21 protein-coding genes, 1 tRNA gene and 1 pseudogene are annotated in these 25,359 nt (G+C 69.6%); 14 read left to right on the plus strand and 9 right to left on the minus strand.

Annotated features, from left to right (window positions below):
• Positions 1-671: 671 nt before the first annotated feature.
• The 7 genes and pseudogenes from EJK15_RS10540 to EJK15_RS10570 all read left to right on the plus strand — a co-directional run bounded on the left by EJK15_RS10540 (position 672) and on the right by EJK15_RS10570 (position 9,774).
• The gene (locus tag EJK15_RS10540) at positions 672-1,316 is read left to right on the plus strand and encodes an NADH-quinone oxidoreductase subunit J family protein (protein WP_138710202.1); all 645 of its coding nucleotides are present in this window, start codon (positions 672-674) and stop codon (positions 1,314-1,316) included.
• A pseudogene (gene nuoK / locus EJK15_RS10545) lies at positions 1,316-1,624 on the plus strand (NADH-quinone oxidoreductase subunit NuoK); the annotation flags it as partial. The gene EJK15_RS10540 and the pseudogene nuoK, both read left to right, overlap by 1 nt.
• Positions 1,625-1,914: 290 nt before the next feature.
• The gene (locus EJK15_RS10550; RefSeq protein ID WP_240776885.1) at positions 1,915-3,933 is read left to right on the plus strand and encodes an NADH-quinone oxidoreductase subunit 5 family protein; all 2,019 of its coding nucleotides are present in this window, start codon (positions 1,915-1,917) and stop codon (positions 3,931-3,933) included.
• Positions 3,934-4,009: 76 nt separating this feature from the next.
• Positions 4,010-5,758: a complex I subunit 4 family protein gene (locus EJK15_RS10555; protein WP_138710273.1), complete on the plus strand. Its 1,749-nt coding sequence runs from the start codon at positions 4,010-4,012 to the stop codon at positions 5,756-5,758.
• Positions 5,755-7,311 carry an NADH-quinone oxidoreductase subunit N gene (locus EJK15_RS10560; RefSeq protein WP_138710203.1) on the plus strand — a complete coding sequence of 519 codons (1,557 nt, stop codon included), beginning with the start codon at positions 5,755-5,757 and terminating at the stop codon, positions 7,309-7,311. The genes EJK15_RS10555 and EJK15_RS10560 overlap by 4 nt, the downstream gene beginning before the upstream one ends.
• Before the next feature lie 111 nt (positions 7,312-7,422).
• Positions 7,423-8,274, plus strand: coding sequence for a zinc metalloprotease HtpX (gene htpX / locus EJK15_RS10565; protein WP_138710204.1), 852 nt, complete (start codon positions 7,423-7,425; stop codon positions 8,272-8,274).
• Positions 8,275-8,454: 180 nt separating this feature from the next.
• On the plus strand, positions 8,455-9,774 hold the full coding sequence (locus tag EJK15_RS10570; RefSeq protein ID WP_240776886.1) for a hypothetical protein: 1,320 nt from the start codon (positions 8,455-8,457) through the stop codon (positions 9,772-9,774).
• Here the strand turns inward: EJK15_RS10570 and EJK15_RS10575 are convergent.
• Together EJK15_RS10575 and EJK15_RS10580 are read right to left on the minus strand one after the other, a co-directional pair.
• Positions 9,749-10,219: an NUDIX hydrolase gene (locus EJK15_RS10575; RefSeq protein ID WP_171074219.1), complete on the minus strand. Its 471-nt coding sequence runs from the start codon at positions 10,217-10,219 to the stop codon at positions 9,749-9,751. The genes EJK15_RS10570 and EJK15_RS10575 overlap by 26 nt on opposite strands.
• A gap of 258 nt (positions 10,220-10,477) precedes the next feature.
• Positions 10,478-10,969 (minus strand): YajQ family cyclic di-GMP-binding protein, encoded by a 492-nt coding sequence (locus EJK15_RS10580; RefSeq protein WP_138710207.1) that lies wholly within the window; start codon positions 10,967-10,969, stop codon positions 10,478-10,480.
• A gap of 316 nt (positions 10,970-11,285) precedes the next feature.
• On the opposite strand from EJK15_RS10580, the gene EJK15_RS10585 reads away from it, so the two are divergent.
• Together EJK15_RS10585 and EJK15_RS10595 are read left to right on the plus strand one after the other, a co-directional pair.
• A tRNA-Tyr gene (locus EJK15_RS10585) sits at positions 11,286-11,367 on the plus strand.
• 815 nt (positions 11,368-12,182) lie between these two features.
• Entirely contained in the window at positions 12,183-12,980 is a 798-nt protein-coding gene (locus EJK15_RS10595) for a hypothetical protein (RefSeq protein WP_171074220.1), read from the plus strand.
• Between the two features lie 58 nt (positions 12,981-13,038).
• Here EJK15_RS10595 and EJK15_RS10600 read toward each other — a convergent pair whose 3' ends face one another.
• Positions 13,039-13,764 (minus strand): VOC family protein, encoded by a 726-nt coding sequence (locus EJK15_RS10600; RefSeq protein ID WP_138710209.1) that lies wholly within the window; start codon positions 13,762-13,764, stop codon positions 13,039-13,041.
• A 561-nt stretch (positions 13,765-14,325) separates the two neighbouring features.
• On the opposite strand from EJK15_RS10600, the gene EJK15_RS10605 reads away from it, so the two are divergent.
• The gene (locus EJK15_RS10605) at positions 14,326-17,358 is read left to right on the plus strand and encodes a WD40 repeat domain-containing protein (protein ID WP_138710210.1); all 3,033 of its coding nucleotides are present in this window, start codon (positions 14,326-14,328) and stop codon (positions 17,356-17,358) included.
• 108 nt (positions 17,359-17,466) lie between these two features.
• Here EJK15_RS10605 and EJK15_RS72685 read toward each other — a convergent pair whose 3' ends face one another.
• The 6 genes from EJK15_RS72685 to EJK15_RS10630 all read right to left on the minus strand — a co-directional run bounded on the left by EJK15_RS72685 (position 17,467) and on the right by EJK15_RS10630 (position 21,626).
• Complete coding sequence (locus tag EJK15_RS72685; RefSeq protein WP_240776887.1) at positions 17,467-17,880, minus strand: DUF3703 domain-containing protein; 414 nt, start codon at positions 17,878-17,880, stop codon at positions 17,467-17,469.
• Between the two features lie 105 nt (positions 17,881-17,985).
• On the minus strand, positions 17,986-18,570 hold the full coding sequence (locus EJK15_RS10615; RefSeq protein WP_138710211.1) for a hypothetical protein: 585 nt from the start codon (positions 18,568-18,570) through the stop codon (positions 17,986-17,988).
• 17 nt (positions 18,571-18,587) lie between these two features.
• Positions 18,588-18,749 carry a hypothetical protein gene (locus EJK15_RS70405; protein WP_171074221.1) on the minus strand — a complete coding sequence of 54 codons (162 nt, stop codon included), beginning with the start codon at positions 18,747-18,749 and terminating at the stop codon, positions 18,588-18,590.
• Between the two features lie 4 nt (positions 18,750-18,753).
• The gene (locus tag EJK15_RS10620) at positions 18,754-19,104 is read right to left on the minus strand and encodes a hypothetical protein (RefSeq protein ID WP_138710212.1); all 351 of its coding nucleotides are present in this window, start codon (positions 19,102-19,104) and stop codon (positions 18,754-18,756) included.
• Positions 19,105-19,198: 94 nt separating this feature from the next.
• The gene (locus tag EJK15_RS10625; protein WP_138710213.1) at positions 19,199-19,882 is read right to left on the minus strand and encodes an SDR family oxidoreductase; all 684 of its coding nucleotides are present in this window, start codon (positions 19,880-19,882) and stop codon (positions 19,199-19,201) included.
• A 10-nt stretch (positions 19,883-19,892) separates the two neighbouring features.
• Positions 19,893-21,626, minus strand: a complete 1,734-nt coding sequence (locus EJK15_RS10630; RefSeq protein WP_240776888.1) for an IlvD/Edd family dehydratase — start codon at positions 21,624-21,626, stop codon at positions 19,893-19,895.
• A 121-nt stretch (positions 21,627-21,747) separates the two neighbouring features.
• Between EJK15_RS10630 and EJK15_RS10635 the strand changes: the two genes are divergently transcribed.
• From EJK15_RS10635 to EJK15_RS10650, 4 genes are read left to right on the plus strand one after another with little or no spacing between them, the layout of a single operon-like run.
• Positions 21,748-22,518 carry an IclR family transcriptional regulator gene (locus tag EJK15_RS10635; protein WP_138710214.1) on the plus strand — a complete coding sequence of 257 codons (771 nt, stop codon included), beginning with the start codon at positions 21,748-21,750 and terminating at the stop codon, positions 22,516-22,518.
• Positions 22,515-23,372, plus strand: coding sequence for an SMP-30/gluconolactonase/LRE family protein (locus EJK15_RS10640; RefSeq protein ID WP_138710215.1), 858 nt, complete (start codon positions 22,515-22,517; stop codon positions 23,370-23,372). The genes EJK15_RS10635 and EJK15_RS10640 overlap by 4 nt, the downstream gene beginning before the upstream one ends.
• A gap of 11 nt (positions 23,373-23,383) precedes the next feature.
• Positions 23,384-24,232, plus strand: coding sequence for a fumarylacetoacetate hydrolase family protein (locus EJK15_RS10645; RefSeq protein WP_138710216.1), 849 nt, complete (start codon positions 23,384-23,386; stop codon positions 24,230-24,232).
• On the plus strand, positions 24,233-25,246 hold the full coding sequence (locus tag EJK15_RS10650) for a zinc-dependent alcohol dehydrogenase (protein WP_138710217.1): 1,014 nt from the start codon (positions 24,233-24,235) through the stop codon (positions 25,244-25,246).
• Positions 25,247-25,359: the final 113 nt, after the last annotated feature.

Raw genomic sequence — 25,359 nt, forward strand, 5'->3', positions numbered from 1 at the left:
GCCCCCGGACGACCCGCTCGTGCAGCGACCGAACGCGCCTCCCGTCCAGCAGCCCCGCCGCCCTCTGACGCGGCGGACACGCGGCCGGCCGGCGAAACGGGCACGGCGCAAGCGACCACGCCGGCCACCCCCACGTCAGGGACCACAGGCCCCGAATCTCCGGCGAGCACCCCAGGACCGGAAATCGCCACCAGCACCCCAAGCCCGAAGGGCCCCGCTCGCGCCGCAAGACCGGAAGGTGCGAAGAGCGGTGAGCCCGCTTCCGGTACGGCGGAGGGGGCCGAGCCGACCTCTGGGACGGCGGAGGGGGCCGAGTCGACCTCTGGGACGACGACGGAGGGCACTGAGCCCAGTTCCGGGGCGACGACAAGGGAGAGCAACGAGCCGACCTCCGGGGCGACGAGTGAGGCGCGGCCCTCCGCCATGACAGCGGGCGGACCCGGCACCGAAGCCCCGTCCACAGAGCAGCGGCCCCAGGGACCGGCTTCATCCACAGGCGAGCCGCCCTCAGAAAAGTTGTCCACAGCTTCGGGCGAGCCGCAACCGCGGCCCGAGCAGGAGGAGCAAACTTCTGCCCCGAGCCCCCGCAGGCGCAGGATGGCCGATCCACGGTCCATCCGCCCGCCCGGACGGCTCAGCCCTGACGAGACAAGGGAGTCCGAGGAGGATTCGTGACCGAGGCGGTGCCCTCCTACCTGTCACCCACCGGGCAAGAGATCGTCTTCTTGCTGCTGGGCGCGGTAGCGGTTGGATCTGCGCTGCTTGTCGTCACGACCAGACAACTGGTCCACGCCGCTCTCTGGCTCGTGGTCTCCTTCGGCGCCTTGGCGGGCTGCTACCTGGTGCTGACGGCCGAGTTCGTGGCCTGGGTCCAAGTGCTGATCTACGTGGGCGCGGTGGTCGTTCTGCTGCTGTTCGGCATCATGCTCACCCGCGCCCCGATCGGCCGTTCCGCAGACCTCGACAGCGGCAACCGCATCGTCTCGGCCGTGGTGGCGCTGGCGACGGCGGCCCTCCTGGTCACGGTGGTGATCGACGGGTTCCGCACGGCGTACACACCGCTCATTCCCGGTCGGGGGGCCGCGAAGGAGCTGGGCGCCAGCGTGTTCGCCACCTGGGTGCTGCCCTTCGAGGCGCTGTCCGTGCTGCTGCTCGCCGCGCTGATCGGCGCCATCGTGCTGTCCCGCACGGACATCCCCGGCGGTTCACCACCTGATCAAACGCGTGGTTCCGCGCCGGCGGATCATCCTGGGGACAACCCGGCACCTCACCGGACCAGCGGTACCTCGGCACCCGATCAAACCGGGAGTCATTAGTGCATATCGTCTACCCGGCGGTCGTCTCCGCGCTCCTTTTCTCCATCGGCGTCTACGGCGTGCTCGCCCGGCGCAACACGATCCTCGTGTTGATGTCGGTCGAGTTGATGCTCAACGCCGTCAACCTCAACCTGGTGGCGTTCGACGTGTGGCTGCGCGACCGCCTGCACAGCGGCCAGGTGCTCACCCTCTTCGTCATCGTCATCGCGGCCGCCGAAGTGGGCCTGGGCCTCGCCATCGTGCTGGCCCTCTACCGCAACCGCCGCACCGTCGACATCGACCACCTCCGCGACCTCGCCGAACCGGCCGACGACCATCCGGTGCGTCTCACCGTCTCCACAGCCCCGCCGGCCCAAGCCATCAAGGCCGACACCCCGACGACACCGGTACGAGCTCAAAGTGAGCGTACGGACAGCATGTCCGCGGCCGCGCCCACGTCCGGAGTGGCCTCCGAGGCCGGCACGGCGCTCCACAGCGCACCCCATCCTGGCGACGACCGTCCCCGCGACGCGGCCGAACCGAACGACGACGAAGACGCCCAAGCCGAGGCCGAAGGCGGCCGCCGCGGCGAGCAGCCCGTCAAGCGAGGTGGCACGCTATGACGACGTTCCCACTGCTGGCCGTGCTCCTGCCCTTCATCGCCGCCTTCGCGGGCCTCCTCCTCTCACGCTGGCCGCATCAACGATCCGTCCGAACCCCCAACGAAACCAAGGGGACGGAACGCGACGCCGCACCCCACCTCGGAGCAGGCGGAAGCCCCACCCCACAACTCACCGGGGACAGCGCAGCATCCCCGCGGGAAACCCATATCGCGGCAGGGAAGCGAGCGAACACTCGAGCAGCCTGGCTGGCGATCCTCCCCACAGCCGCCTCAGCAGTGCTGGCCACCTGGCTAGCCTGGGCCCCAGGCTTCTCCTTCCTCTCCGGCGCCACCACATCACCCCAGCTCACCGGCCAGACCTACGGCACGGTGACCACCGGCGGCATCCCGATCTCGCTCACCCTCCAGGCCGACGACCTGTCCGGCATCCTCGGCGTCCTGGTAACCCTCGTAGCCCTCTCCGTACAGGTCTATTCGGTCGGTTACCTCAAGGACGACCCGCGCTACCCCTCCTACAGCGCGTTCATCAGCCTGTTCACCAGCGCCATGCTCCTGGTCGTGTACGCGGGCGACCTCCTGGTCCTCTACGTGGGCTGGGAGATCATGGGCCTCTGCTCCTACCTGCTCATCGGCCACTGGTGGGAGGACCGTGGCAATTCACGCGCCGCGGTGAAGGCCTTCCTCGTCACCCGCCTGGGCGACGTCGGCTTCCTCTTCGGCATCTTCGTGCTGGGCATGGGGGCGGGCAGCTTCCGGATCGCCGACGTGCTGGCGAAGGTGCCGGAGATGTCCACGGCCACCCTGGTGACCGCCACGATGCTCCTGCTGGGCGGCGTGGCGGGCAAGAGCGCCCAGGTCCCCCTGCACACCTGGCTCCCCGACGCCATGGCCGGCCCGACGCCGATCAGCGCGCTGATCCACGCCGCCACCATGGTCGCCGCCGGCATCTTCATCGTCGCCAGGCTCTTCGACGTGTTCCGCGCCGCCCCGCCCACGCTGGACGTGCTGGCCGTCGTGGCCGCGCTCGGCATGCTCGGCGCCGCCCTGGCCGCCCTGGCACAGGACGACCTGAAACGCGTCCTGGCCTACTCCACGGTCAGCCAGCTCGCCTACATGGCCGGCGGCCTGGCCGCGGGCTCGAACACGTCGGCCATCTTCCACCTGCTGACGCACGGCGCGTTCAAGGCGCTGCTGTTCCTCTGCGCGGGAGCGGTGATCCACCACGTCGGCTCCAACCTGATGACCCAGATGGGCGGCCTGCGCCGCGAGCTGCCGGTCACGTTCGTGACGATGACGATCGGTTTCGCCGCCCTGATGGGCCTCCCTCCGGCGAGCGGCTTCTTCAGCAAGGACAGCATCCTGGCGGCCATGGACGACGCCCTGGCGACCGGCACGCTGACGGACGCGGCCGCCCTCCTGCTGTACGGCTGCGCGCTCGCGACCGTGGCCGTCACCGGCGCGTACGCCACAAGAGCCTGGCTACGCACGTTCTTCGGCGAAGCGAGGGCGGTGGCGCTGCCCGAGCCCGAGCCCGGCACGGCCCACGTCGTGGACGTCTCGGAGGCCCCGCGGACGATGCTCGTGCCCCTCATCCTCCTCGCCGTCCCAGCCCTGCTGCTGGGCTTCGCCGGCGAGCTGCACCTGGATGCGGGCGTGGCGGCCATCAGCGTCGTGCTCGCGCTGCTCGGAGCAGGGGCGGTGTACGCGTTCTGGCGCCCCGACCCCATCGCCGATCCGGCCCGCCTGCTGGGCCCGCTGAGGGTGCCCTGCGAGCGGGCGTTCTATGTGGACGGCCTCTACGCCGCGCTGTTCGTTCGCCCGATGCTGGCCCTGGCCAGGCTCGTCGTCAAGACGGACGACGTGGTCGTGGACGGGGCGGTGCGCGGCTCCGGCAGATCGGCGCGCGGATTGTCCGGAATGTTGCGACTGGCCCAAAACGGCAACGTCCAGCTCTACGTGAGCGGCTTGCTGGCCGGGGTCCTGCTGATCACGGTGGGGGCGGTGATGTTCACATGACCGGGCATCTGGCCGGGCGGCCTCGCCAGGCTGTCGTGACAGCGCCGGTGAACGCCGGGGCGGTGATGTCCACATGATGGGCTGGCTTCCCGTCGTGCTGCTGGCCGTGCCGCTGCTCGGCGCGCTCGCGCTGATCGTCTCGCCGTACGCGCTCCGCCCGGCGCTGCGCTCGTACGGGCTGATCCTTTCGGGCCTGACACTGGCCCTGGCCGTATTGATGGTGGCGACGTTCGACTACAGCCAGGCCGCGCGGCTGCAGTTCGAGGTCGACGTGCCGTGGATTCCGGGGCTCGGGCTCCGCCTCCACCTCGGCGTCGACGGGATCTCGCTGCCGCTGATCGCGCTGACGGCCCTGCTGACGTTCCTGTGCTTCGTCTACCTGGCCTGGGGCAGCGCCCGGGCCCGCGGGCAGTTCATGCGGTCCAGGCCGAGGGCGCTGGTGTTCACGCTGCTCGTGCTCGAGGTCGGCATGATCGGCACGTTCCTCGCCCTCGACCTCCTGCTCTTCTTCGTGTTCTTCGAGATCGTCCTCATCCCGATGTACTTCCTGATCGGCGTCTGGGGCGGCGCGGGCCGCCGGGCGGCGTCGATCAAGTTCATCCTCTACACCCTGCTCGGCTCGGTGGTGATGCTCCTCGGCCTGCTGCTCGTCTGGGCCCAGACCGGCACGCTCGACATCGAGGCGCTGAGCGCGGCCCATGGCAGCGGCATGACCAGATCCGTGCAGATCCTGGCGTTCGTGGCGATCGGCGTGGGGCTGGCGGTCAAGACCCCCATGTGGCCCCTGCACACCTGGCTGCCCGACGCCCACACCGAGGCCCCCACCGTGGGCTCGGTGCTGCTGGCCGGGGTGCTGCTGAAGATGGGCACGTACGGCTTCGCCAGGATCGCCATCCCCATCCTCCCCGAGGGGGCGGTGGCGGTGGCGCCGTGGCTGGGGGCGTTCGCCGTCGTCGGCATCGTGTACGGCGCCCTGGCGTGCCTCGCCCAGCGCGACCTCAAACGCATGATCGCCTACTCCTCCGTCGGCCACATGGGCTTCGTCCTGCTGGGCTTCGCCACGCTGACCCCGGTGGGCATCAACGGCGCGCTCTTCGCGAACGTCGCCCACGGCCTGATCACCGGCCTGCTGTTCTTCCTGGCCGGAGCGGTCAAGGAGCGCCACCACACCGTCGACATGCCTGCGCTGGGCGGCGGCATGCTGGCCACGCTGCCGCGGCTGGGCTCGGTGCTCACGTTCGCGTCGATCGCCTCGCTCGGGCTGCCGGGGCTGGCCGGGTTCTGGGGGGAGATGCTGGCGCTGTTCGGGGCGTTCCAGCCGGCGAACGGCCTGCCGCGCGGCCTGTTCCTCACCTACATGGTGATCGGCGGCCTGGGGGCGGTCCTGACGGCCGCGTACTTCCTGGTCATGCTCTCCCGCGTCACCCACGGCCGCCCCCTGGGCACCGCCGCCACCGGGGCCGCAGAGCACGACGAAACGGGCCTCCCAGCCGAAGACGAAGGGGGCATCCCGGCACCGCCCGGCGAATCTCTGGAGGACGCCGCGCCCCTCGACGATCGCCTGGTCCGTGAAACCCCGGACGAACGCCCCGTCGTGCCCCTCGGTGCGCCCGGGCAGACCGCGGCGACAGCCACCCTGGAACCGAGCCCGGCGACCACGACACCCGACGCCTTCGAGCCGACGGCAACCGATGACATCAGGGACTACGAGCTGCTGGCGTGGACCCCCCTCGTGGTCCTGATCCTGCTCTTCGGCCTCTGGCCCGGCCTCCTGCTCTCCCTCACCACGCCCGCCGTGCAGACCCTGCTGGGAGCCCTCTCATGATCCAGCAGATCGACTATTTCGCGATCGCACCCCCTTTGGTGCTCGCACTCGTGGCGGGCCTGGTGCTGCTGCTCGACGCGTTCCTCCCGGCCCGCCCGCGGACGAAGACCGCGCTGGGACTGATCACGCTGGCGGGCGTCCTGGCGGCTCTGGGCTTCGTCGTCGCCCAGACGGCCAGGGGCGGCGGCGTGGCGCTGCGGACCTTCTGCGTCCCACCCAACCTCGCCACGGAGCCCCAGCAGCAGGGTGCGCTCTGCTCCTTCGTGGTGGACGGGTTCACGCTGGTCTTCGCGGGCTTGGTGCTCGTGGCCGCCGTGGTCGTGGTCCTGATGTCGATGACGGAGCTGGCGGCCGGCGAAATCCCGGTGGGCGAGTGGTATTTCCTCCTCCTCTGCACTCTCGTCGGCGCGGTGACCCTGCCCGCCTCCCGAGATCTGATCATGCTCGTCGTGGCGCTCGAGCTGGTCTCGCTCCCGGTGTTCGCCCTCACCGCGATGAAGCGCTACGACGGCCGCTCCTCCGAGGCCGCCGTGAAGCTGTTCGTCGTGTCGGTCGTGTCCACGGCGATCATGCTGTTCGGCGTCTCCCTCCTGTACGGCATCGCCGGCTCGGTCTACCTCACCCGCCTGGCCGCCGTCTTCAGCGGCCGGCTCCCGGCACCGGGCGTGGCACCGGGCGTCGACCAGAGCCTGCCCGCCGTCGTCACGGTCGGCGTCGTCCTCGTCGTCGCGGGCTTCGCCTTCAAGATCGCCGCTGTGCCGTTCCACTCCTGGGCGGCCGACGTCTACCAGGGTGCCCCCATCCCGGTGGCAGCCCTGCTCTCGGTCATCTCCAAGGCGACCGGGTTCGCCGGGCTGATCCTCGTACTGGTCACCGCACTCTCCGGACAGGCGGCCACCTGGGTCCCGATCGTCGCGATCATCTCCGCGCTGACCATGACCGCGGGCAACCTGCTCGCCATGCGCCAGCGCTCCGCCGTACGCCTGCTGGCGTGGTCCTCGGTCGCCCAGTCCGGCTACATCCTGGCCCCGCTCGCGGTCGTCACGGCCCAGCCGGCGCCCGCCACCGCGTCGGGAGCGATCAGCGCGTCTGCCGCGTACCTCGTCATCTACGCGGCCATGAACCTCGGGGCGTTCGCGGTCGTCATGCTCGTCTCAAGGACCGCCGCCCGCAACGAGCTCGACGACTACCGGGGCCTGGTCTTCCGCAGCCCGGCGGCGGGCATCGGGCTCGCGTTCTGCCTGGTCTGCCTGGCCGGGCTGCCGCCGGGCCTGGCCGGGCTCTTCGCCAAGGTCTTCGTCTTCCGTGAGATCGTCGAAGGCGGCACCGCCTGGCTGGCGCTGGTCATGGCCGTCAACACCGTGATCGGCCTCTACTACTACGCGATCTGGACGGCCCGCCTGTTCGCCCCCGCGGCGGGACAAGCGCTCGCCACGCGCCGCCCGCCTCCGGCGATCTGGCCGGCGATCGGCCTGGCCGTGGCTGTGGCGGTCCTGTTCTCGGTCGCGCCCCAGCTGGTCTTGGACGTGACGTCGCTGTCGGCCTTCGGGTAACGCGGCGCACCGCAGAAAGTCGCGCTCCGCCCTCAGCTGAGCACACCGGGGAACGAAGAGCCGGGTCATCGTCGTTGGACGGGGTGAACCCAGACCACGGAGGGGGGAACCTTGCACCACAACGGCCTGCGCACAGCCGTCCTGCTCGGCGGCCTGTCGGCGCTGATCGTCGCGGTGGGCGCGTGGTTGGGCGGCGGCACCGGTGTGCAGATCGCGCTCGTGCTCGCCCTGGTGAGCAACGGCGCCGCCTACTTCTTCTCCGATCGGATCGCGCTGTCGGCCATGCGAGCCAGGCCGGTCAGCGAGGTCGAGCAGCCGACGCTCTACCGGATCGTGCGAGAGCTCTCCACCGAGGCCCGTCAGCCGATGCCACGCCTGTACATCTCGCCGACGGCGCAGCCGAACGCGTTCGCGACGGGCCGGACCCCGCGCCGGGCCGCGGTGTGCGTGACGTACGGACTGACCCAGCTCCTCGACGAGGCCGAGCTGCGCGGCGTGATCGGGCACGAGCTGTCACACGTCCACAACCGGGACATCCTCGTCTCGTCCGTGGCCGGCGCACTGGCCACGATGATCACCTGGCTCAGCTACGTGACCGTCTTCTTCGGCGGTTCCGACGACGACGAGGGGCCGGGCTTCCTGGGCGCGCTGCTGATGATGGTGCTCGGGCCGGTAGCGGCCGGGATGGTGCAGATGGCGATCTCCCGTACGAGGGAATACCAGGCCGACGAGTCGGGTGCCAGGCTCACCGGCGATCCGCTCGCGCTGGCCTCGGCCCTCCGCAAGATCGAGATGGGCGCCCGCAGGCTTCCGCTCCCCGAGAACAGCCGGCTCACCTCGGCCTCCCACATGATGATCGCGAACCCGTTCAGCGGCTCGGGCTTCGGCCGCCTGTTCTCCACCCACCCGCCCACCTCCGAGCGCGTCGCCCGCCTCGAGCGCATGGCCGGCTACCGCCGCTAAGTTGATCTCATGGGCCGATCCCCCCGATTAACCGAGGCAGAGCGCAAGCTGTGGAATGCCTTCCCCACGGGCGACTTCGTCGAGCTGGGCCCGGTCACGTGCCGCGTCGGCGCCGCGTCCGGAGTGAACGCGCCCAAGGACGGCGACACCTGGGGCCCTGAGCGTACGATCAGAGCCAAGGTGATCTCCTCTCTCCTGCTCGGCGCCCGCGACGCGGGCGCCGGCGCGGTCGCCGCGGTCCGCCTGTCCGGCGCCCGGATCACCGGCCAGCTCGCGATCCTCGGCGGGACCATCGAGCACGAACTGGTGCTTCGCGGCTGCCATCTCGACGAACCCATCCGGCTCACCGGCTGCACCACCCGCACCATCCGCCTGACCGATTGCGCCTTCCCCGGCCTCAGCGGTGGCGGCATGCGGGTCGGCGGCCACCTCAGCCTGTCCGGCTCCAACATCACCGGCACCGTACGCGTGGGCCGGGCCCAGTTCGAGAGCGGCCTGTGGCTCGCCGGCACGAAGGTCGTGGGCGACGACGGCGAGTGGGCGCTGTACGCGAACGGCGCCGTCGTCGACTCGGGCATGCACCTACGCAACGGCGACTTCACCGGCGGCGTCGGCCTGGTCGGCGCCCGCCTCAACGGCGGATTCCTCCTCGAAGGCGCGATCCTCCGCAATCCCGGCAACGAGGCGCTCACCGCCGACAACATGGTCGTCGAGAACATCATGCGCTGCACCGACGGATTCCAGGCAGACGGCTGCGTACGGCTCCGCGGCGCCCGGATCAACGGGACGTTCTCGCTCAACGGCACCGTACGGAGCCCCGACACCCGCTACGCCCTCCACATGAGCCACATGGAGGCCCGTGAGCTCTACCTCAAGCCCGCCGAGCCCATCGACGGCGTCGTCACTCTCGCGCACTCCAAGCTCGGCACGCTGCACGACGACCCCGACACCTGGCCGGAGAAGCTGCGCCTCAACGGACTGACCTACGACCGCCTGCGCGGCCACAGCGTCAACCGGAGGATCGAGTGGGTCACGCGGGATCCGGAGGGGTTCAGGCCGCAGCCGTACGAGCAACTGGCCGCTTGGTACCTCAGCGACGGCAACGACATGCTTGCCCGTCGCGCCCAGCTCGCCAAGCTCCGCGCCCGGCGGCAGACCCAGGGACTCGGGGGCCGGATGTGGGGCCGGCTGCTCGACGTCGCGGTCGGGTACGGCTACCGCCCCTGGCTGGCGGGCATGTGGTTCACGCTGCTGCTGGCGGTCGGAACGGTCGTCTTCGGCCTCAACCCGCCCAGGGCTCTCAAGCCCGCCGAGAGCCCCGATTTCAACTCGTTCGCCTACAGCTTCGACCTGCTGCTCCCGCTGCCCGCATTCGGGCAACGAGAGCTTTTCGATCCGGGCGGGTGGACGCAGTGGCTGGCGTACGGACTGATCGTCTCAGGCTGGATCCTGGCGACGGCGCTGATCGCGGGGGCTACGCGGATTCTCCGCCCGCAGTGATCTTCCGCAGGATCGCCGCGAGATCCTCTGGAAAGAAGACCTCCTCGGTGCTCTCGAGCTCCGCCACGCTCCACCACCGGTAGGCGGTCGTCGTGTCCTTCTCGATCTGCTCCATGTGCTCGAACGACACGACCGCGTCGGCCACGCGCACCGCGAAGAAGGTCTGATCCTGCGTGATGGCGTACCCAGCCCAGCAGAACTCGATCGTGTTGGTCCCGTACGGCCCGCTGAACTCCTCCGCACCCGCCCGAATCCCGACCTCCTCGTACAACTCCCGCGCGGCAGCCTCCCGCAGCGTCTCACCGTCCTCCATCCCACCACCGATGGTGAACCAGAACGGCAGGCCGGGCTGCTCGGGATCGAAGCCTTGAAGCAGGAGCACCCGGTCTTGGTCATCAATGGGCAGGGCGCGTGCCGTGAACCGGCGCACGGGGATCTTCGTCACGTCCACCGAGCTTACGACCGAGGATCGATCAGCAGAACCCCGCGTGCAACCTACTCCCAAGCACCCACAGATCTCGTGAAACGCACGTGAGGACCGAGCCCGCGAACCGCACGTGAGGGCCAAGCCCGCGGGCCCAGCAGAAGGCACATGACCGCCCGCACGCACAAAGCGCCCGGCCATGTGCCCGAATATGCCTGCCTGCCCGCCCACCCTCCACGATCCCCGGAGCCGCCCAGTTCCATGCCCGCCGGCTGCTGACTACCGGTAGTTCACGAACTGCAGCGCGATGTCCAGATCCTTGCCCTTGAGAAGCGAGATGACGTCCTGCAGGTCGTCCTTCTTCTTCGAGCTGACCCGCAGCTCCTCACCCTGGATCTGCGCCTTGATCCCCTTGGGGCCCTCGTCGCGGATCAGCTTGGAGATCTTCTTGGCGTTCTCCTGGTCGATGCCCTCCTTGAGGCTGACCAGCATGCGGTATTCCCTGCCGGACAGCTTCGGCTCGCCCGCATCGAGGATCTTCAGCGAAAGCCCTCGCTTGATTACCTTCTCCTTGAACACGTCGAGCGCGGCATTGGCCCGCTCCTCGCTGTTCGCCTTGATCTCGATGTTGTCCTGCCCGGACCAGCTGATGCTCGCCCCGGTGCCCTTGAAGTCGAACCGGTGCCCGATCTCCTTGACCGTCTGGTTCAGAGCGTTGTCGACCTCCTGATGGTCGATCTTGCTGACGATGTCGAAAGATGAATCGGCCAAAACACCCACCCTCTCAGCTGCGAAGCACTATGCGGATCCTGCTTCCCCGGCGTACGCGAAAACGCGCGTACCCAGCGAACGAGCCTAGCCAGCATCGGCGCGCCGTGCAGGACACCGATCCCTGTACACCGATGATCACACTTTGCGCCGTTCGCGCTCGGAGGCCGTTGACCGACGTCGCCCCGGATGCGGGGGACGGACGGGGGCCGTGTTACGGCTGAGCATGTCGCCGGGATCCGGCTCGGGACAAACCGGTGTCACGTACACCTCCGAAGTCCGCTATTCTTCTGTCTGTCGCCGCGAGAGCGGATGGCACGGCAGGTTGCCCGAGTGGCCAAAGGGAGCGGTCTGTAAAACCGTCGGCTCAGCCTACGCAAGTTCGAACCTTGCACCTGCCACACCAGCGGGAAGAGGCCCGTCACCAGCGGAAACGCGGTGACGGGCCTCTCGCTTTGTGTCCGGCTGTCTACGGCTGACACCGGCAAACTACGGTTGATCGTTCCCTATACGTTCCCAAACGATCAAGACGCCGTAGCCGTGTGGAGGGGTCAGAGCTGAGATGGTGATCTAGATCGGCTGGCGCCGGTCTCAGCCGGCGTCGTGGCCCTGGCCCTCCCGTGGGCTTTTCGCAGATACCTTGGTCCATACCAGCTGTTGCCCTGCTTTTCGGCGCGGCCCTGGTCGCCTTCGCCGAACATCTCTATCGGCGCAGCGGCGGAATGATCGGAAGTCTGTCGCAGCTGGTGCGCGGAGCAGCCATATTGGCCATCGAGACCGGCACCGAGCGCATCACCCAGGAGCTCCTGGACGTCGTCCCGTCGACTACGCCGCCGAACGCGCCGCGTCCCAGCCGCACATCCCCGCGCGCGCTCGCGCCGTCCGCGCTGCCGCCGACGCCGCGAGCTGATGCGACCACGCGCGCTGCCGATCGCGGTCCCACTGGCACGGCACGAAACCGTCGCCTCCTACCTGGCTCGTCTGGCCGCGCTGCACGGCCTGGACGGCGACGAACTCTGGAAACGAGTCAGCGTCCCCACGCCCTGCCCGGCGAACCATCGACATCCACCAGCTGTCCGCGCTCACCGCCCGCCCGCCCGGCCATCTGGCCGGCGCGTTACTCGAGCTCCGCGACCCGCCCCCAACCTGGGAAGCGTTCCGTCACATCCCGCAGCTCGGCTGCCCCCGCTGCGACGCCCGCTACCCCGGCGGCCCGGTGTTTCGGATCTTCCCGCACCATCGCTACGTCTGCACCCGGCACCAGTACTGGATCGGACCGCCCGACATCAACCATCTCGGGCCACACCTGGAGATCTTCCCTGACATCGTCGCCGCCCAACGGCGGCACCTTCGCCTGGTCCGCCGCCACGGCTGGGCCGCCGCCTACGACGCCGTCCTGACCGCCTTCATGATCTGCGCCCATCTCTGGGAACAGGACCCCGACGACAACCCCGGCATGGCTCTCAACCAGGCTGTCTGGAACGTCCGCTCGTTCGTCTTCATCCCGAAGAACGCCGAGCGGGAGACCTTCAGCGCGTCCAGGCTGTTTGCCGCCATCTATCCCGAGGCGATCAGCATCGCGGTCCTCCTCGGCTCGCCGGCCTGGCGTCGCCTGGCCGCCGGAGATGATGAGCAGCTCAGCCGCTTCACCGCGGCGATCGGCTGGCGGCTGGGCGACCCCTTCTACCAGCCGCGCGGTGAACGCGACCCGATCGCTCACTGGATCGAGCAGGACTGTTGGAGGCCGCCCAGCGCGCCGCCGACCACGTTCGCCGCCGCTCCGGGGCATCGCCGGCCTGGCCACCTGGACACGACTGTCACCCGGGCCAACCGCGAGCGCCACGACAAGGCCGTTTTGTGGTTCTCCCGAAAGCGACGTCCCGGTCAGGTGATCCTGCACCATCGCACGGTCCACCCGGTCGTCATTCGCGAGTGGAGCACCCCGATGGAACAGTTCGCCGGCGCGATCTGGCAGAGCCAGCGCACTACAGACCGGTTCAGAGCGGCGACCTAGGTTGCTACGGCGAATCGGTCAACTCTGCTACGACGCCGCGCGCGCGGTCACAAGGCACTCACGCCTGATAGAGATCGATGCGATTCCCGCTGGGGTCCGTCACGCACGAAGACCGCGGCTTCCACGGCTTGTCCGCCGGCGGGAAGACCTCGATGGCCCCGGCATCAACGGCGCGATGGTGCGCGGCGTCCACGTCATCGACGAGCAGGCCGAACCGGGACACCCCGGCTGGACCTTCGTGCTTGCCATGCTCGTTGGGCTCATGCGCGACCGTCAGCAGGAAGAACTCCTCACTCGGCCAGGTACCGAACTGGAAGGAGGAGATTTCCTCGTTGAACACCGCGTCAAATGCGGCTTGGTAGAAGGAGATCGACTCGGCGAGGTCCGTGACATTGATGGTCACCTGGACGATACGCGGTGTCTTCAGGTCGGGCATAGCCACTCCGTGTTCGATGTAGTGGTCCACCGTGCGAACCATGCGAGAAAGGACCTGGGCGCGATCCACCAGCCGCTTTCGGTGCTGATACAGCACGGTGCGCAGCGACTCGCCGTCCTGGTCATCCAGGACGACGCGAACGGAGTCGATCGGCACATCGACGCGCCGCAGCGCGCAGATCAGCCGGGCTTGCCGAACCTGCTCAGGGCGATAGCGGCGATATCCAGTGACCGGATCGACGATCGCCGGTCGCAGCAGGCCGAGTTCGTCGTAGTGCCGCAAGGCATGGATCGACAGGCCACTGACCAGGGCGAAGACACCGATACTCAGGAAATTGTCGCTGCTCACCCAGACAGCATCCCGTCTCGGGCTACCCGAGAGTCAAGCGATCATGGCCACAGCACCCATCGCACTGTCCAACCGGGGCAGTCCACCCTCCGGGACCTTGATTTCCTCTCGCCGACAGAAAGAGTTGCGCAACTCCGCTGGAAACCGTCCGAACCAAGGTGTCGTGCCGCAGGTCAGGACCTGTCCAGGCCGTCAACTTCATTCGGAAGAGACAAAGAGGAAGAGAGATTGTCGGTTGCAGATGAAGCTGTCGGTGTTCGCGTGTTGTTTCAGTGCTCGTGTCGGTGTTCAGGTTGAGTTGTCGGATGTCGCCTTCGATTTCGATCTCGGTGGCGCCGCCTGAACGGGTTCCTGTCGGACGACAGCGGGCTGGCGACAGCTTGTGGGCAGTTGAAACCGGATCGTGAGCAAACCTGCAAAGGCCCGACGTCGCTGTTCACAACGTCCAGGGCGCAGCCGGTTTGCACCGAACGCACCGAACGCGAGAACCGGAACTCGAAAGACCAGCTGATCGCCGAACAAGAGGTGATGTGTCGGTCATCTCCGCTACGGTCGCTTGGCATGATCATCAGTGGCAGTACGGTCGTGCTGGCCGGGCGGTTCGGGCGGCTTTCGAAGGATGAGGCCAAGCGCGGCCTGGAGGCGTTGGGCGCGAAGGTGACCGCGTCGGTCTCGGCGAAGACGGACCTGGTCTTCGCCGGGGCGAAGTCGGGGATCAAGGCGGGTCCGGCTGCGGTGCGCGGCGTTCCGATCTACGACGAGGACGCGCTGGCGGCCGTGCTCGAAGGCCGGGAGCCCGGCACTGCGCCGCCGTCCCCGCTGTTCACTGGCGTCCCGGACGAGCGGATGGGCCCCGACGAGGCCTTCGACACCCTCAAGAACGCCGACTGGTCCGCGTTCTGCCCGGAGCGCGACACCGTGCCGCTGCGAGATGCCCTCCAGGCTCTGGAGCGCGCCCACGGGGTCACCGACGCGCATCGCCTCGCGACCGCCCGGTTGCGCGACGCGGGCGCGCTGCTGCGCCACTTCGACGTGCACCACGGCGAGTTGAACGGCCACGCGCTCAGCCCGGACGGTCGCCACCTCGCGGTCGGAAGCGGGACCGGCGACGACTACGATCGGGGCGGTGTCCTGCAGGTCTTCGAGGTCGCCACCGGCCGCTGCGTCCACGCGATCGACGGCATCATGGGCGGCATCGGCTTCCCGGACTACGCGCGCAGCCTCCAGTGGTCGGCGGACGGTACGCGGATCGCGCTGGAGTACAACACCAACGCGACCGGGGTGTGGGACCCGTTCGGCACCGCCCGCGAGCCGATCGCTGATGCGTTCTTCCTCGCCTCCGGCAGGCCGTTGGGCATGGCCTTCGCCCCCGATGGCAGGCGCGCGCTCGTCTACGGAGGCGGGTCGGACTTCCTGCGCAACGTCATCGTGGCGATGCACGAGGGCTCGGTCGCCGGGCCACCGGACGCCCATCCGGAGGGAACGGAGCCGATCGAGTTCAGCGGACCGTTGCCGGAGGAGTTCCGGGAAACCTGGGGCGACGAGCCCGAGCTCATCCTTGGCCGGGCGTTCTGGTCGCGCGACGGCTCCCGTGTCTACGGACAGGCGGGGGACGAGTACGCGGCGATCTCGCTCGACGTGGAGAAACGGCAGATCTCCTGGATTCTGGGTCTGGAAGAGGATCAGGATGCGGCTCCGCCCGAGTGGAGCTTGGATGAACGGTTCCTGGCCTACCAGCGTGGCGGAAAGCTCATCATCACCGACGCGTTGACGGGTGAGACGGCGGCGGAGCTTGCGGGCTACCCGGGCGCCGATGTCCTGTGCTGGGGGCCGGGCGGTCGGCTGGCGGTGGTGGACCCGGCGGGCGGGATCGTCGGGATCATCGACGGGACGACCGGTGAGCACCGGTACGACCTGCACGTTCAGACGGACACGTCCAACCCGCGCGGCTGGGACGCCCGGTCGTGGGCCTGGTCGCCGGACGGCGAGCAGGCGGCCTGTGTCATCGGCGAGGGACGGATCGAGATCTGGTCGCTCCGTGAACGCCCCGAACGGCTGCGCGTCCTGGACGGTATCCGGCGCACCATCGGCCAGTGGGATCACGGGTTCGGTTTGGAATGGCCCGCCGACGACGTGCTGATCGCGATCGGCTCGCACGCGGTGCGCTTCCTGCGCCCCGAGACCGGCGAGATCGTGGCCGACCACCCCTTCCACCACGCTCCGGTCGCCCGTCGCCCGCTCTTGTTCGCCGGCCGTGACCTCGGCGACCAGCTCCGGCTCAGCCCGACGTTCGCGCTGGACGAGGACACCTGGACGGTGGCTTTCGAGGACGGCACGGTCATCGCGCCGCCCGGGCGGGACGACGATCTCGACGGCCGGCTCTGCTGGTCCGTCGCTCGCCGCTTCGCCTGGCCGTTCCGCTGGGGAGAGCAGAGCATCTTCCCCGACCCCGCCCACGCGGGAGTGGGGGCGGCCTCACCGGAGACCGAGCGGCTGTTGGCGCCGTTCCGGGGACGTGGCAGCACGGCGGAGACGAGGGGGACGTGGCCGCCACCCGATACCGCCACCGTCTCCGATCTGATCACGGTGGTCCGGGGCACGCTCGTCGACCTGACGCGGCCGGACTCGTTTGTCTACGGCGAGTGGACCGTCGACACGCTCCAGCAGCTCGCGATGATCTGCGTCCGGCGAGGCGATGCCGCGGAAGCCCGTGAGCTGGCCCTCGCGATCCCGGAACACCGGCGACGTCTCGGACAGCTCGCGCGGATCGCGCTCGTGCTCGGCGCGGCCGGTTTCGACGCCGAAGCCGCCGCCGTCTTCCCCTATGCCGACGATGATCTCCGGGACGTGAGCGATGCGGCGGACATGGCTGCGGTCGCCGGGGCCTGCGCGGTCCTGGGGCATCGTGAACGTTCCGAGCGGTGGTTCGCCTGCGCGCGTGAGGCCGCCGACGCCGACCGTTCGAACTGGGAAGTCCGCCTGCCGCTGGTCTGGGCGCTGACCGAGTGCGGCCGGGAGCAGGAGGCCCGCGTCGTGCTGGACGAGGGCGTGGGCACTCCGGTGGGCCGGTACCACGGCGTTCCCTGGCTGGTGTACCTGCTGCGGCGGGGCGAGACCGAGCTGGTGCGCGAGCTGATCGGGGAGCGCAGCGAGCCGAACGACCCGAACAAGCGGCACGCCTTCGGCGTGCGCTGGTTCGACGACTGGGCGGCGGCCCGCGCGCTCACTGTCTACGGGCAGCCGGATCTGCTCCGACTGTGGGGCGACATCAACTGGGCCTCGGTGCGGCGCGACCTGCCGGTCGCCGAACGGATCGCAGCCGAGGGCAGGCCCACCGGCCCAACCGCCGACCAGGTGACCGATCTCGCCGCCCAGCACGCCGGGCTCGCGAAGCTGCCCAAGGCGACGAAGCGGCGCGAGTCCGCGCACGCGGCCCGGAACGCGGCGGAGTGCGGCCACGTCAGCGCCGTGCTCGACCTGCTACCCGGGACGGAGGAACCCGGCAATTACGGGCTGGGCAGCGACGACCGCACCTGGGTCGCGCTCAGCGCCCTGCGGACCATCGCGATCGGCGTGGACGTCGACGTGTGGTGATCCCGTGGCCCGGTCGCGATCATCGGCCTTGAGGGATGCATTCTCGCCGACAGGAAGACCTGAACAACTCCACTCGAAACCGTCCAGACCAAGGTGTCGTGCCGCAGTTCAACACGTGTCCCTTCCGTCAACTTTATCCGGAAGGGACAGCGCGAGCCGGTCGAAGCCTCCGGGGTGCGCGTGGCCCAGCGCGACGGCGTCCACGAGAGCGGCGTACAGCTGCGGTGGTTCTAGTGCTCGCGGGTGAGTGTCCCGCCGTCCTCCAGCTGACGGGCGAGCTCGGCGAGGCGGTGCGGCCAGGTCGGCGGGCACGGGCATGGGCTGGGCCGAACGGACCCGCTCGAGGCCCATGTTGCCCTCGGGATAGCGGCCCAGCGCCGATCCGGGCGCCGCGACGATGATCCGCACCACCTGGCCGATCGCTTCACGCCGGTCGCGCCGGCGTACCGCGAGGGCGAACATGGCCAGGTGGTTGGCGGTGTGCGGCCAGGGCCAGGGCTGGGAAATGATGTGTGCGGGCACCACGGCCTTGGGAGCGGGGGCGATGAAGTCGCCCCCGCTTCCCCGTGCAGCTCACGCCGACCGGCGGTCTTTTGCGATCACCTCCAGGAAGGCGAGCGGATGACGTTAGGCCGGCTCCCGGTCGCGGGGCTGGCGGGCTCTGTACTCCTGGGCACGGGCGGTGAGTTCTCGGAAGAACACCGGTGGTGGTGTGACCTGGCCCTCGCGCCCGATCGGGGAGGGTGCCAGCGGTATGAGCAGGTCGGTGTTGGGTGAGTGCAACCACAGGGCAATCTGGTAGAGCTCGGGGATCCGCAGGAGTCGGAGGTCGAACCCGGCCATTTGGAGCTGCGGCAGGGCTCGTGCGGCTTTGACCGCGGTCGCGGTGGCTCCAACGGATGAGCTTTTGTAGAACGTTGGCGGGAAGGTGCGTTCCGGCGTTTCGGAGATTTCGGCGCCGGCGAGCACATCGCCGCCGGACTCCAGCAGGAATCGCCAGCCCACCGGCTGCGCCATTTCCAGGCCACCGTTGGCCTCGATGTCTCGGACGAGCAGTGCGAACACCCGGTGTGGGGCGGACACCTCCACGTCATCCGGGCCGATCTCGCCCAGCAGTTTCGGGCCGTCTCCGCTGGCTCTGGCGATTTGGCCGAGATGGGAGCGCGTTTCGTCGCGAATCCGTCCCGGAGGTTCAGGCGTGTTCAACGGCATTGCGAAGCTCCCTGAGGCTAGTTGCGCCGAGTCTTGAAGGTCCTGTTCCAGGTGCCGTTCGGGCCGCCCGGGTAACCGCCGAAGAGCGTCTCCCATGCGACCCACATGATGGGAGTGTCCTCCATGCCCTCGTATACCCCGCCCGTGTCCTCCCACGGGTCATGCACCCATACGTGCACCAGTTCACCGGTCTCCGGGCGGTAGCTGTACCCCCAGATCGGGTCGCCACGCCTGAACAGCGAAGCGGGCCAGCGCGGCGATGCGGCCCGACGGGACCGCCGACAGGTCCCAGGTGGTGGCGCCCAGGGCGCGCAGGTTCAGATGCCGGTCGACGACCTTGGCCACCCCGGCGCCGCTGACGTCGGTGGGGCTGCGCCGCAGCCGGTCCAGCTTGGAGGCCCGGCGGCCCTCCTCCACCAGGACCAGGTCCTCCAGGGCGCGGCGTTGGCGGGGGCTGGGCGCGGCGGCCAGCGGCCGGTACTCCCGGCTCACGCTGGAGCAGAAGGTGGCGCAGCTCGGCGGGTTCGCCGTCACCGACCTTCTCTCGCGAGGGGGCGACGGCCCGGCGATCGCCGTGCACCGGCTGGCCGAGCTGCGCCCGCACGCCGCGCAACCCGCGTCGAGGCCGTCAGTAGGTGGCGCGTCCGCCGCTGATGTCGTAGACGGCTCCGGTGGAGAAGCTGACCTTGTCGGAGGCCAGCCAAGCAATGAGCTCGGCGACTTCTTCCGCCTTCCCGACGCGGCGCATGGGGATGAGGCTGGTGATGTGGGCGAGGGCCTCGGGCCTGGTGTCGGCGTTCATCGGAGTCTCGATCACGGCGGGGGTGATGGCGTTGACCAGCACGCCGCTGGTGGCCAGTTCCTTGCCGAGAGACTTGGTGAGCGCGATGACGGCAGCCTTGGAGGCGGAGTACGGCGCCATGTTCGGGTTGCCGTCTTTTCCGGCCATGCTGGCGAGGTTGACGATGCGGCCCCAGCCGCGTTCACGCATGCCGGGCACGAACGCCCGGCAGGTGTGGAAGGTGCCGTTGACGTTGACGTCGAAGGTGCGCTGCCAGCCGTCGAGCGGGATCTCCCAGAGCGGGGCGTTCGGGCCGACGATCCCGGCGGAGTTGACCAGGATGTCCACCGGACCCACCTGTTCGGCGGCGGCCTGGACGGCGGCGGCGTCGGTGACGTCCACGACCAGGTCGGCGCCGTCGGCCACGTCCAGAGTTATCACCTTGACGCCGTCTGCTTCGAGGCGGATGGCGGCGGCCTTGCCCAGGCCGCTGACGCCGCCGGTGATGAGGGCGGTGCGAGCGGAGGTCATAGGGCTCCTTTCAGTGGGATTCGCGCGGCACGTGGTCACCGCTGGAGCCGACGAGAAAGTCGAGGTCGGCGCCGGTGTTGGCCTGCTGGACGGTCTCGACGTAAAGGCGTTGCCAGCCGCGGGCCGGACGGGCGAACGCTTCGGCCATCGTCGGGGACGGCCGGCGGGCGGCGAGTTCTTCGGCAGGGAGGTCGACGTCGAGGCGGCGGTTCTCGACGTCCAGAATGACCATGTCGCCGGTGCGCACCAGCCCAAGGGGTCCGCCGGCGGCGGCTTCGGGGGCGACGTGCAGGACGACGGTGCCGTAGGCGGTGCCGCTCATCCGGCCGTCGCAGATGCGCACCATGTCGCGCACGCCCTGGGCGAGCAGCTTGGGCGGCACCGGCATGTTGGACACTTCGGGCATGCCGGGGTAGCCCTTGGGACCGCAGCCGCGCAGGATCAGCACCGAGTCGGCGGTGACCTGCAGATCCGGGTCGTCGAGGCGGGCGTGCAGGTCCTCGACGGAGTCGAACACGACGGCGGGCCCGCGGTGCTGGAGCAGGTGGGGCGAGGCGGCGGCGGGCTTGATGACGGCGCCGTCGGGGGCGAGGTTGCCGTAGAGGACGGCGATCCCGGCCTCCGGCTGCAGAGGCGCGTCGCGCGGCCGGATGACCTCACGGTCGTAGACCTTCGCGTCGGCGAGGTGATCGACCAAAGGGCGGCCGGTGACGGTGATCGCCTTGGGGTCGAGCAGGTCGCCGAGCTCGTTGAGGACAGCGTGCAGGCCGCCTGCCCGGTAGAGGTCGTCCATCAGGTAGCGGCCGGCGGGCTGCAGGTCCACCAGCAGGGGGACGCCGGAGCCGGTGCGGTCGAAGTCGTCCTGGGACAGCTCGACGCCGAGCCGGCCGGCGATGGCCAGCAGGTGCACGACGGCGTTGGTGGAGCCGCCGAGCGCGGCCAGGGCGACGATGGCGTTGAGGAACGAGCCGCGCGTCATGACCTCCGAGGGGCGGCGTCCGGCGGCGATCATCTCGACGATCAGACGGCCGGTCTCGTGCGCGCCCTCCAGCAGGCGGCTGTCGGGGGCGGGGGTGCCGGCCAGACCGGGCAGGGTCATGCCGAGCACCTCGGCGAGCAGCCCCATGGTGGAGGCGGTGCCCATCGTGTTGCAGTGGCCCTTGCTGCGGATCATCGACGACTCCGAGTGCAGGAACGCCTCGCCACTGAGCGTGCCGGCACGGACTTCCTCGCTCAGTTTCCACACATCGGTCCCACAGCCGAGCGTGGCGCCGCGGAAGGTTCCGGTGATCATCGGCCCACCCGGAACGACGACCGCGGGCAGATCGACCGAGGCGGCGGCCACGAGCAGGGCGGGAATGGTCTTGTCGCAGCCGCCGAGCAGCACCACGCCGTCGATCGGGTTGGCCCGCAGCATCTCCTCGATGGCCATCGCGGCCATGTTGCGCCAGAGCATTGCGGTGGGGCGGACGTTCGTCTCGCCGAGGGAGACCACCGGCAGGTTCAGCGGGACGCCGCCCGCCTCCCACACGCCTCGCTTGACATGCTCGGCGACCTCGTTGAGGTGCATGTTGCAGGGAGTGAGGTCGGAGGCGGTGTTGGCGATCGCGATGTGCGGCCGGCCGTCGAAGGCGTCGGACGGCAGGCCGCGCCGCATCCACGCGCGATGGATGTAGGCGTTGCGGTCGCTCCCCGCGTACCACTGAGCGCTCCGGCTCCTCGCCGTGATCCACCAATCTTCCAATTATTGGAACCTTGATTCAATTCATGAAACCCAGGGGGAAGATTAGACCATGGGCCACCGCAGCGGAACTCCCGTTCCAGGCAACTTCCGTTTCCTGGAACGGTGGTCTAACGTTCGGAATATGTCCGAGCTTATCGACGAGCCCAGGCTCGTCGGGTCCGACCGCGTGCTGGCGGTGCTGGCCGAGCTGGCTCGCCATCCCGACGGGATCGGGCTGGAGGAGATGGCCCGCGCGGTCGCCAGCCCGAAGCCGACCGTGCACCGGGCGCTGGCCGCGCTGCGCCGCGCCGGGTTCGCCGCGCAGAACGGTCATGGCCGGTACGTGCTGGGAGATGAGTTCCTGCGGATGGCCTTCGCCCATCACGAGGCCCGGCCCGACCATGTGCGCGTCATCCCAGTCCTCAAGGCGCTGTGCGACCGATACGGCGAGACGGTGCACTACGCGGTGCTGGACGGCGACGCGGTGGTCTACCGCTCCAAGCTGGACCCGGCCGCCGGCGCGGTCCGGCTCACCTCGGTCGTCGGCGGGCGCAACCCCGCGCATTGCACGGCCGTCGGCAAGCTCCTGCTGGCCCATGGCCTGCCGGACGAGGACGCGGTTCGCGCGTGGGTGGGCGATCGGGCACTGGAGTGCCGCACCGAGCGCTCCATCACCACCGTCGAGGGCCTGCACGCCGAACTGGAGCGCATCCGCGAGCAGGGCTACGCCACCGACGATCAGGAGAGCGAACCGGGCGTCAACTGCCTGGCGGTGCCGGCGTACCTGAACTCTCCCACGATGCCCAGCGGCGCCATCAGCGTCAGCGGCCTGGCCTACCGGACCCCGTTGCAGACGCTCATCGACGACGTGGCCGCCATCCAAGCCATCGTCACGGGAGAGGAACCCTCGTGAAGTTCACCGCGACCCCGGCCTCGGCCGACGTATACGCCCTGGGCGAGGGCCCGGTCTGGGATGCCGCCAGGCAGCGTCTGCTGTGGGTGGACATCGTCGCGGGGGCTGTGCATGAGGGGCGGCTCGACAACGGCATGGTGACCGCCACCGGACGGCATGCCTTCGACTCCACGGTGGGCGCGGTCGCCGCTTCGGCGGACGGCGATCTGATTGTCGCTGAGCGGGCCACCCTCACCCGCCTCGGCACTGACGGGAGCCGCACCGAGGTGGCTCAGGTGCTTGAGCCTGGTGTGCGCAGCAGACTGAACGACGGCGCCGTAGATCCGGCCGGCCGGTTTCTGGTCGGCAGCCTGGCCCACGACGACCGTGAGGCGCAGGAGGTCTTGGCCCGTTTGGACGAGACCGGGATCACCTTCCTCGACACCGACCTGGTGCTGTCCAACGGCCTGGCCTGGGTCGGCGACCGGCTCTACAGCGTGGACACCATGCCCGGCACGGTGTGGGTACGCGACTACGATGCGGACACCGGCAAGACCGGGCCGCGGCGGGAGGCGTTCACCGTCACCGAGGGCCTGCCCGACGGAATGTGCGCCGACGCCGACGGCAACCTGTGGATTGCCAACTGGGGGCTCGGCCGCGTCGAATGCCGCACCCCCACCGGGGAACTGCTGGCCACCGTCGAAACCGGCGCGCCGCACACCTCCAGCGCCGCCTTCGCCGGCCCCGACCTCGACGTCCTCGTCATCACCACCGCCACCCAAGACCTGGACGAGCCCGGTCCCGGCGACGGCCGTCTGTACACGGCCAAGGTCGGCGTCCGCGGCCTGCCCACGCCCTACTGGAACCCCTTCTGAGAGAGACACCCGTGTACCTCATGCGCATCGGCGCGCCCGGCGCCGAGAAGCCCGTCGTCCGCATCGACGAGACGCACTACATCGACGTCTCCGACCTCACCCCCGACTTCGATGAGAAGTTCTTCGCGACGGGCGGCGTCGCGCTGCTCGCCGATCGGGTCGCCACCGGCCGGCCCCGGGAGTTCGCCGGTGAGCGGATCGGCGCGCCGATCGCCCGGCCGCACCAGATCCTGTGCATCGGCCTCAACTACAGCGACCACGCCGCCGAGACCGGCCAGGCGGTCCCGGCCGAGCCGATCCTGTTCACCAAGTCGCCCAACACGCTCGTCGGCCCCTACGACGACGTGCGCATCCCGCGCGGCGCCACCAAGACCGACTGGGAGGTGGAGCTCGGCATCGTCATCGGCCGCCGCACCTCCTACCTCGACTCGGTGGAGGAGGCCGCGGACTGCATCGCCGGCTACTGCGTGGTCAACGACGTCAGCGAGCGCGCCTTCCAGATGGAGCGCGGCGGCCAGTGGAGCAAGGGTAAGTCCGCCGAGACCTTCAACCCTGCCGGCCCCTGGCTCGTCACCCGGGACGAGATCGCCGACGTGACGAACCTCGGCATGTGGCTGGACGTCAACGGCGTGCGCCGCCAGACCGGCACCACCAAGACGATGATCTTCGACCCGTACGTCATCGTGCACCACCTGAGCCAGTTCATGGTCCTGGAGCCCGGCGACCTCATCAACACCGGCACCCCGCCCGGCGTCGGCATGGGCCACAACCCGCCCATCTGGCTGCAGCCCGGCGACGTCATGGAGCTCGGCATCGACGGCCTCGGCACGCAGCGCCAGCATGTCGTGGGACCCCGATAGATGCGTGCCCTGGTTTTGACCGGCCCTGGTAAAGCCGAGGTCCAGGAGGTCCAAGCGCCCGTCGCCGCGCCAGGTGAAGTGGTCGTGGACATCGAGCGGGTCGGCGTGTGCGGCACGGACGTCGAGCTGTTCACCGGCGAGATGAGCTACCTGCACACCGGCCGCTCCTGCTACCCGCTCCGCCCCGGCCACGAGTGGTGCGGGCGCGTCAGCGCGGTGAGCGAGGGCGTGAGCCCTTCATGGCTCGGGCAGCGAGTCACCGGTGACACCATGCTCGGCTGCGGTCACTGCGACCGCTGCCGGGCCGGCCGCCATCACGTCTGCGCCGATTCGGCAGAGATCGGCATCAGCCGGGGCCGCCCGGGCGCGCTGGCCGAGCAACTCGCGGTGCCCGCCACGGCCCTGCACCACCTACCGGACACCGTGGATCCCACGCTCGGCGCTCTCGTCGAACCAGGGGGCAATGCTCTGCGGGCCGTCCGCGCGGCGGGGTTGGCGGCCGATGATCGGCTTTTGGTCCTGGGCACCGGCACGATCGGCCTCCTCACGGCGCTGTTCGCTCGCGCCGACGGAGCCGAGGTCCACTTGCTGGGGCGCGACAGCGACGGCCTCCGTCTGGCGGAGAGCCTGGGCTTCACCGATGCCTGGACCCGTGGGTCACTGCCTTGCCTGCCCTGGGATGCCGTCATCGACGCGTCCAACGCACCCGAGTTGCCCGCCCTCGCGCTCGACCTCGTCGAACCCGGCCGGCGTATCGTCTACATCGGCCTGGCCGGTACCCCGTCCACGATCGACACCCGCGACCTGGCGCTCAAGGACGTCACCGCAGTCGGCATCCTGGGCGGCTCGGCCGGCCTGGCGGGAGCCATCGCCGCCTACGCCGAAGCCTCGGTCGACGCCCGCCCCCTCGTGGCCGCCACGGTCGGCCTCGCCGAGACCGCGGACGTCCTGGCCGGACGCCGGCCGACCGGCGCTGGGCCGGGCCCGAAGATCCACATCGACCCACGCCGATAAGAGAGTACGAACGTGATCGATATGGGGGACCCGGCTCTCCTCGCCGCGGTGGAAGCCGCCGTTCCGGGAATCACCAGAACGCGCGTGAGCGACTGGCGGTCCGTGCGGTGTGC

The sequence above is a fragment of the Nonomuraea basaltis genome, from assembly GCF_005893125.1.
Lineage (GTDB): Bacteria > Actinomycetota > Actinomycetes > Streptosporangiales > Streptosporangiaceae > Nonomuraea > Nonomuraea basaltis.

Bases quoted from the DNA above. Each gene is read 5' to 3' on its own strand.
- EJK15_RS10550 (WP_240776885.1), top strand. From the start codon at position 1,915: ATGACGACGTTCCCACTGCTGGCCGTGCTCCTGCCCTTCATCGCCGCC.
- EJK15_RS10555 (WP_138710273.1), top strand. From the start codon at position 4,010: ATGGGCTGGCTTCCCGTCGTGCTGCTGGCCGTGCCGCTGCTCGGCGCG.
- EJK15_RS10560 (WP_138710203.1), top strand. From the start codon at position 5,755: ATGATCCAGCAGATCGACTATTTCGCGATCGCACCCCCTTTGGTGCTC.
- EJK15_RS10605 (WP_138710210.1), top strand. From the start codon at position 14,326: ATGATCATCAGTGGCAGTACGGTCGTGCTGGCCGGGCGGTTCGGGCGG.
- EJK15_RS10615 (WP_138710211.1), bottom strand. From the start codon at position 18,570: ATGCCGTTGAACACGCCTGAACCTCCGGGACGGATTCGCGACGAAACG.
- EJK15_RS10625 (WP_138710213.1), bottom strand. From the start codon at position 19,882: ATGACCTCCGCTCGCACCGCCCTCATCACCGGCGGCGTCAGCGGCCTG.
- EJK15_RS10635 (WP_138710214.1), top strand. From the start codon at position 21,748: ATGTCCGAGCTTATCGACGAGCCCAGGCTCGTCGGGTCCGACCGCGTG.
- EJK15_RS10650 (WP_138710217.1), top strand. From the start codon at position 24,233: ATGCGTGCCCTGGTTTTGACCGGCCCTGGTAAAGCCGAGGTCCAGGAG.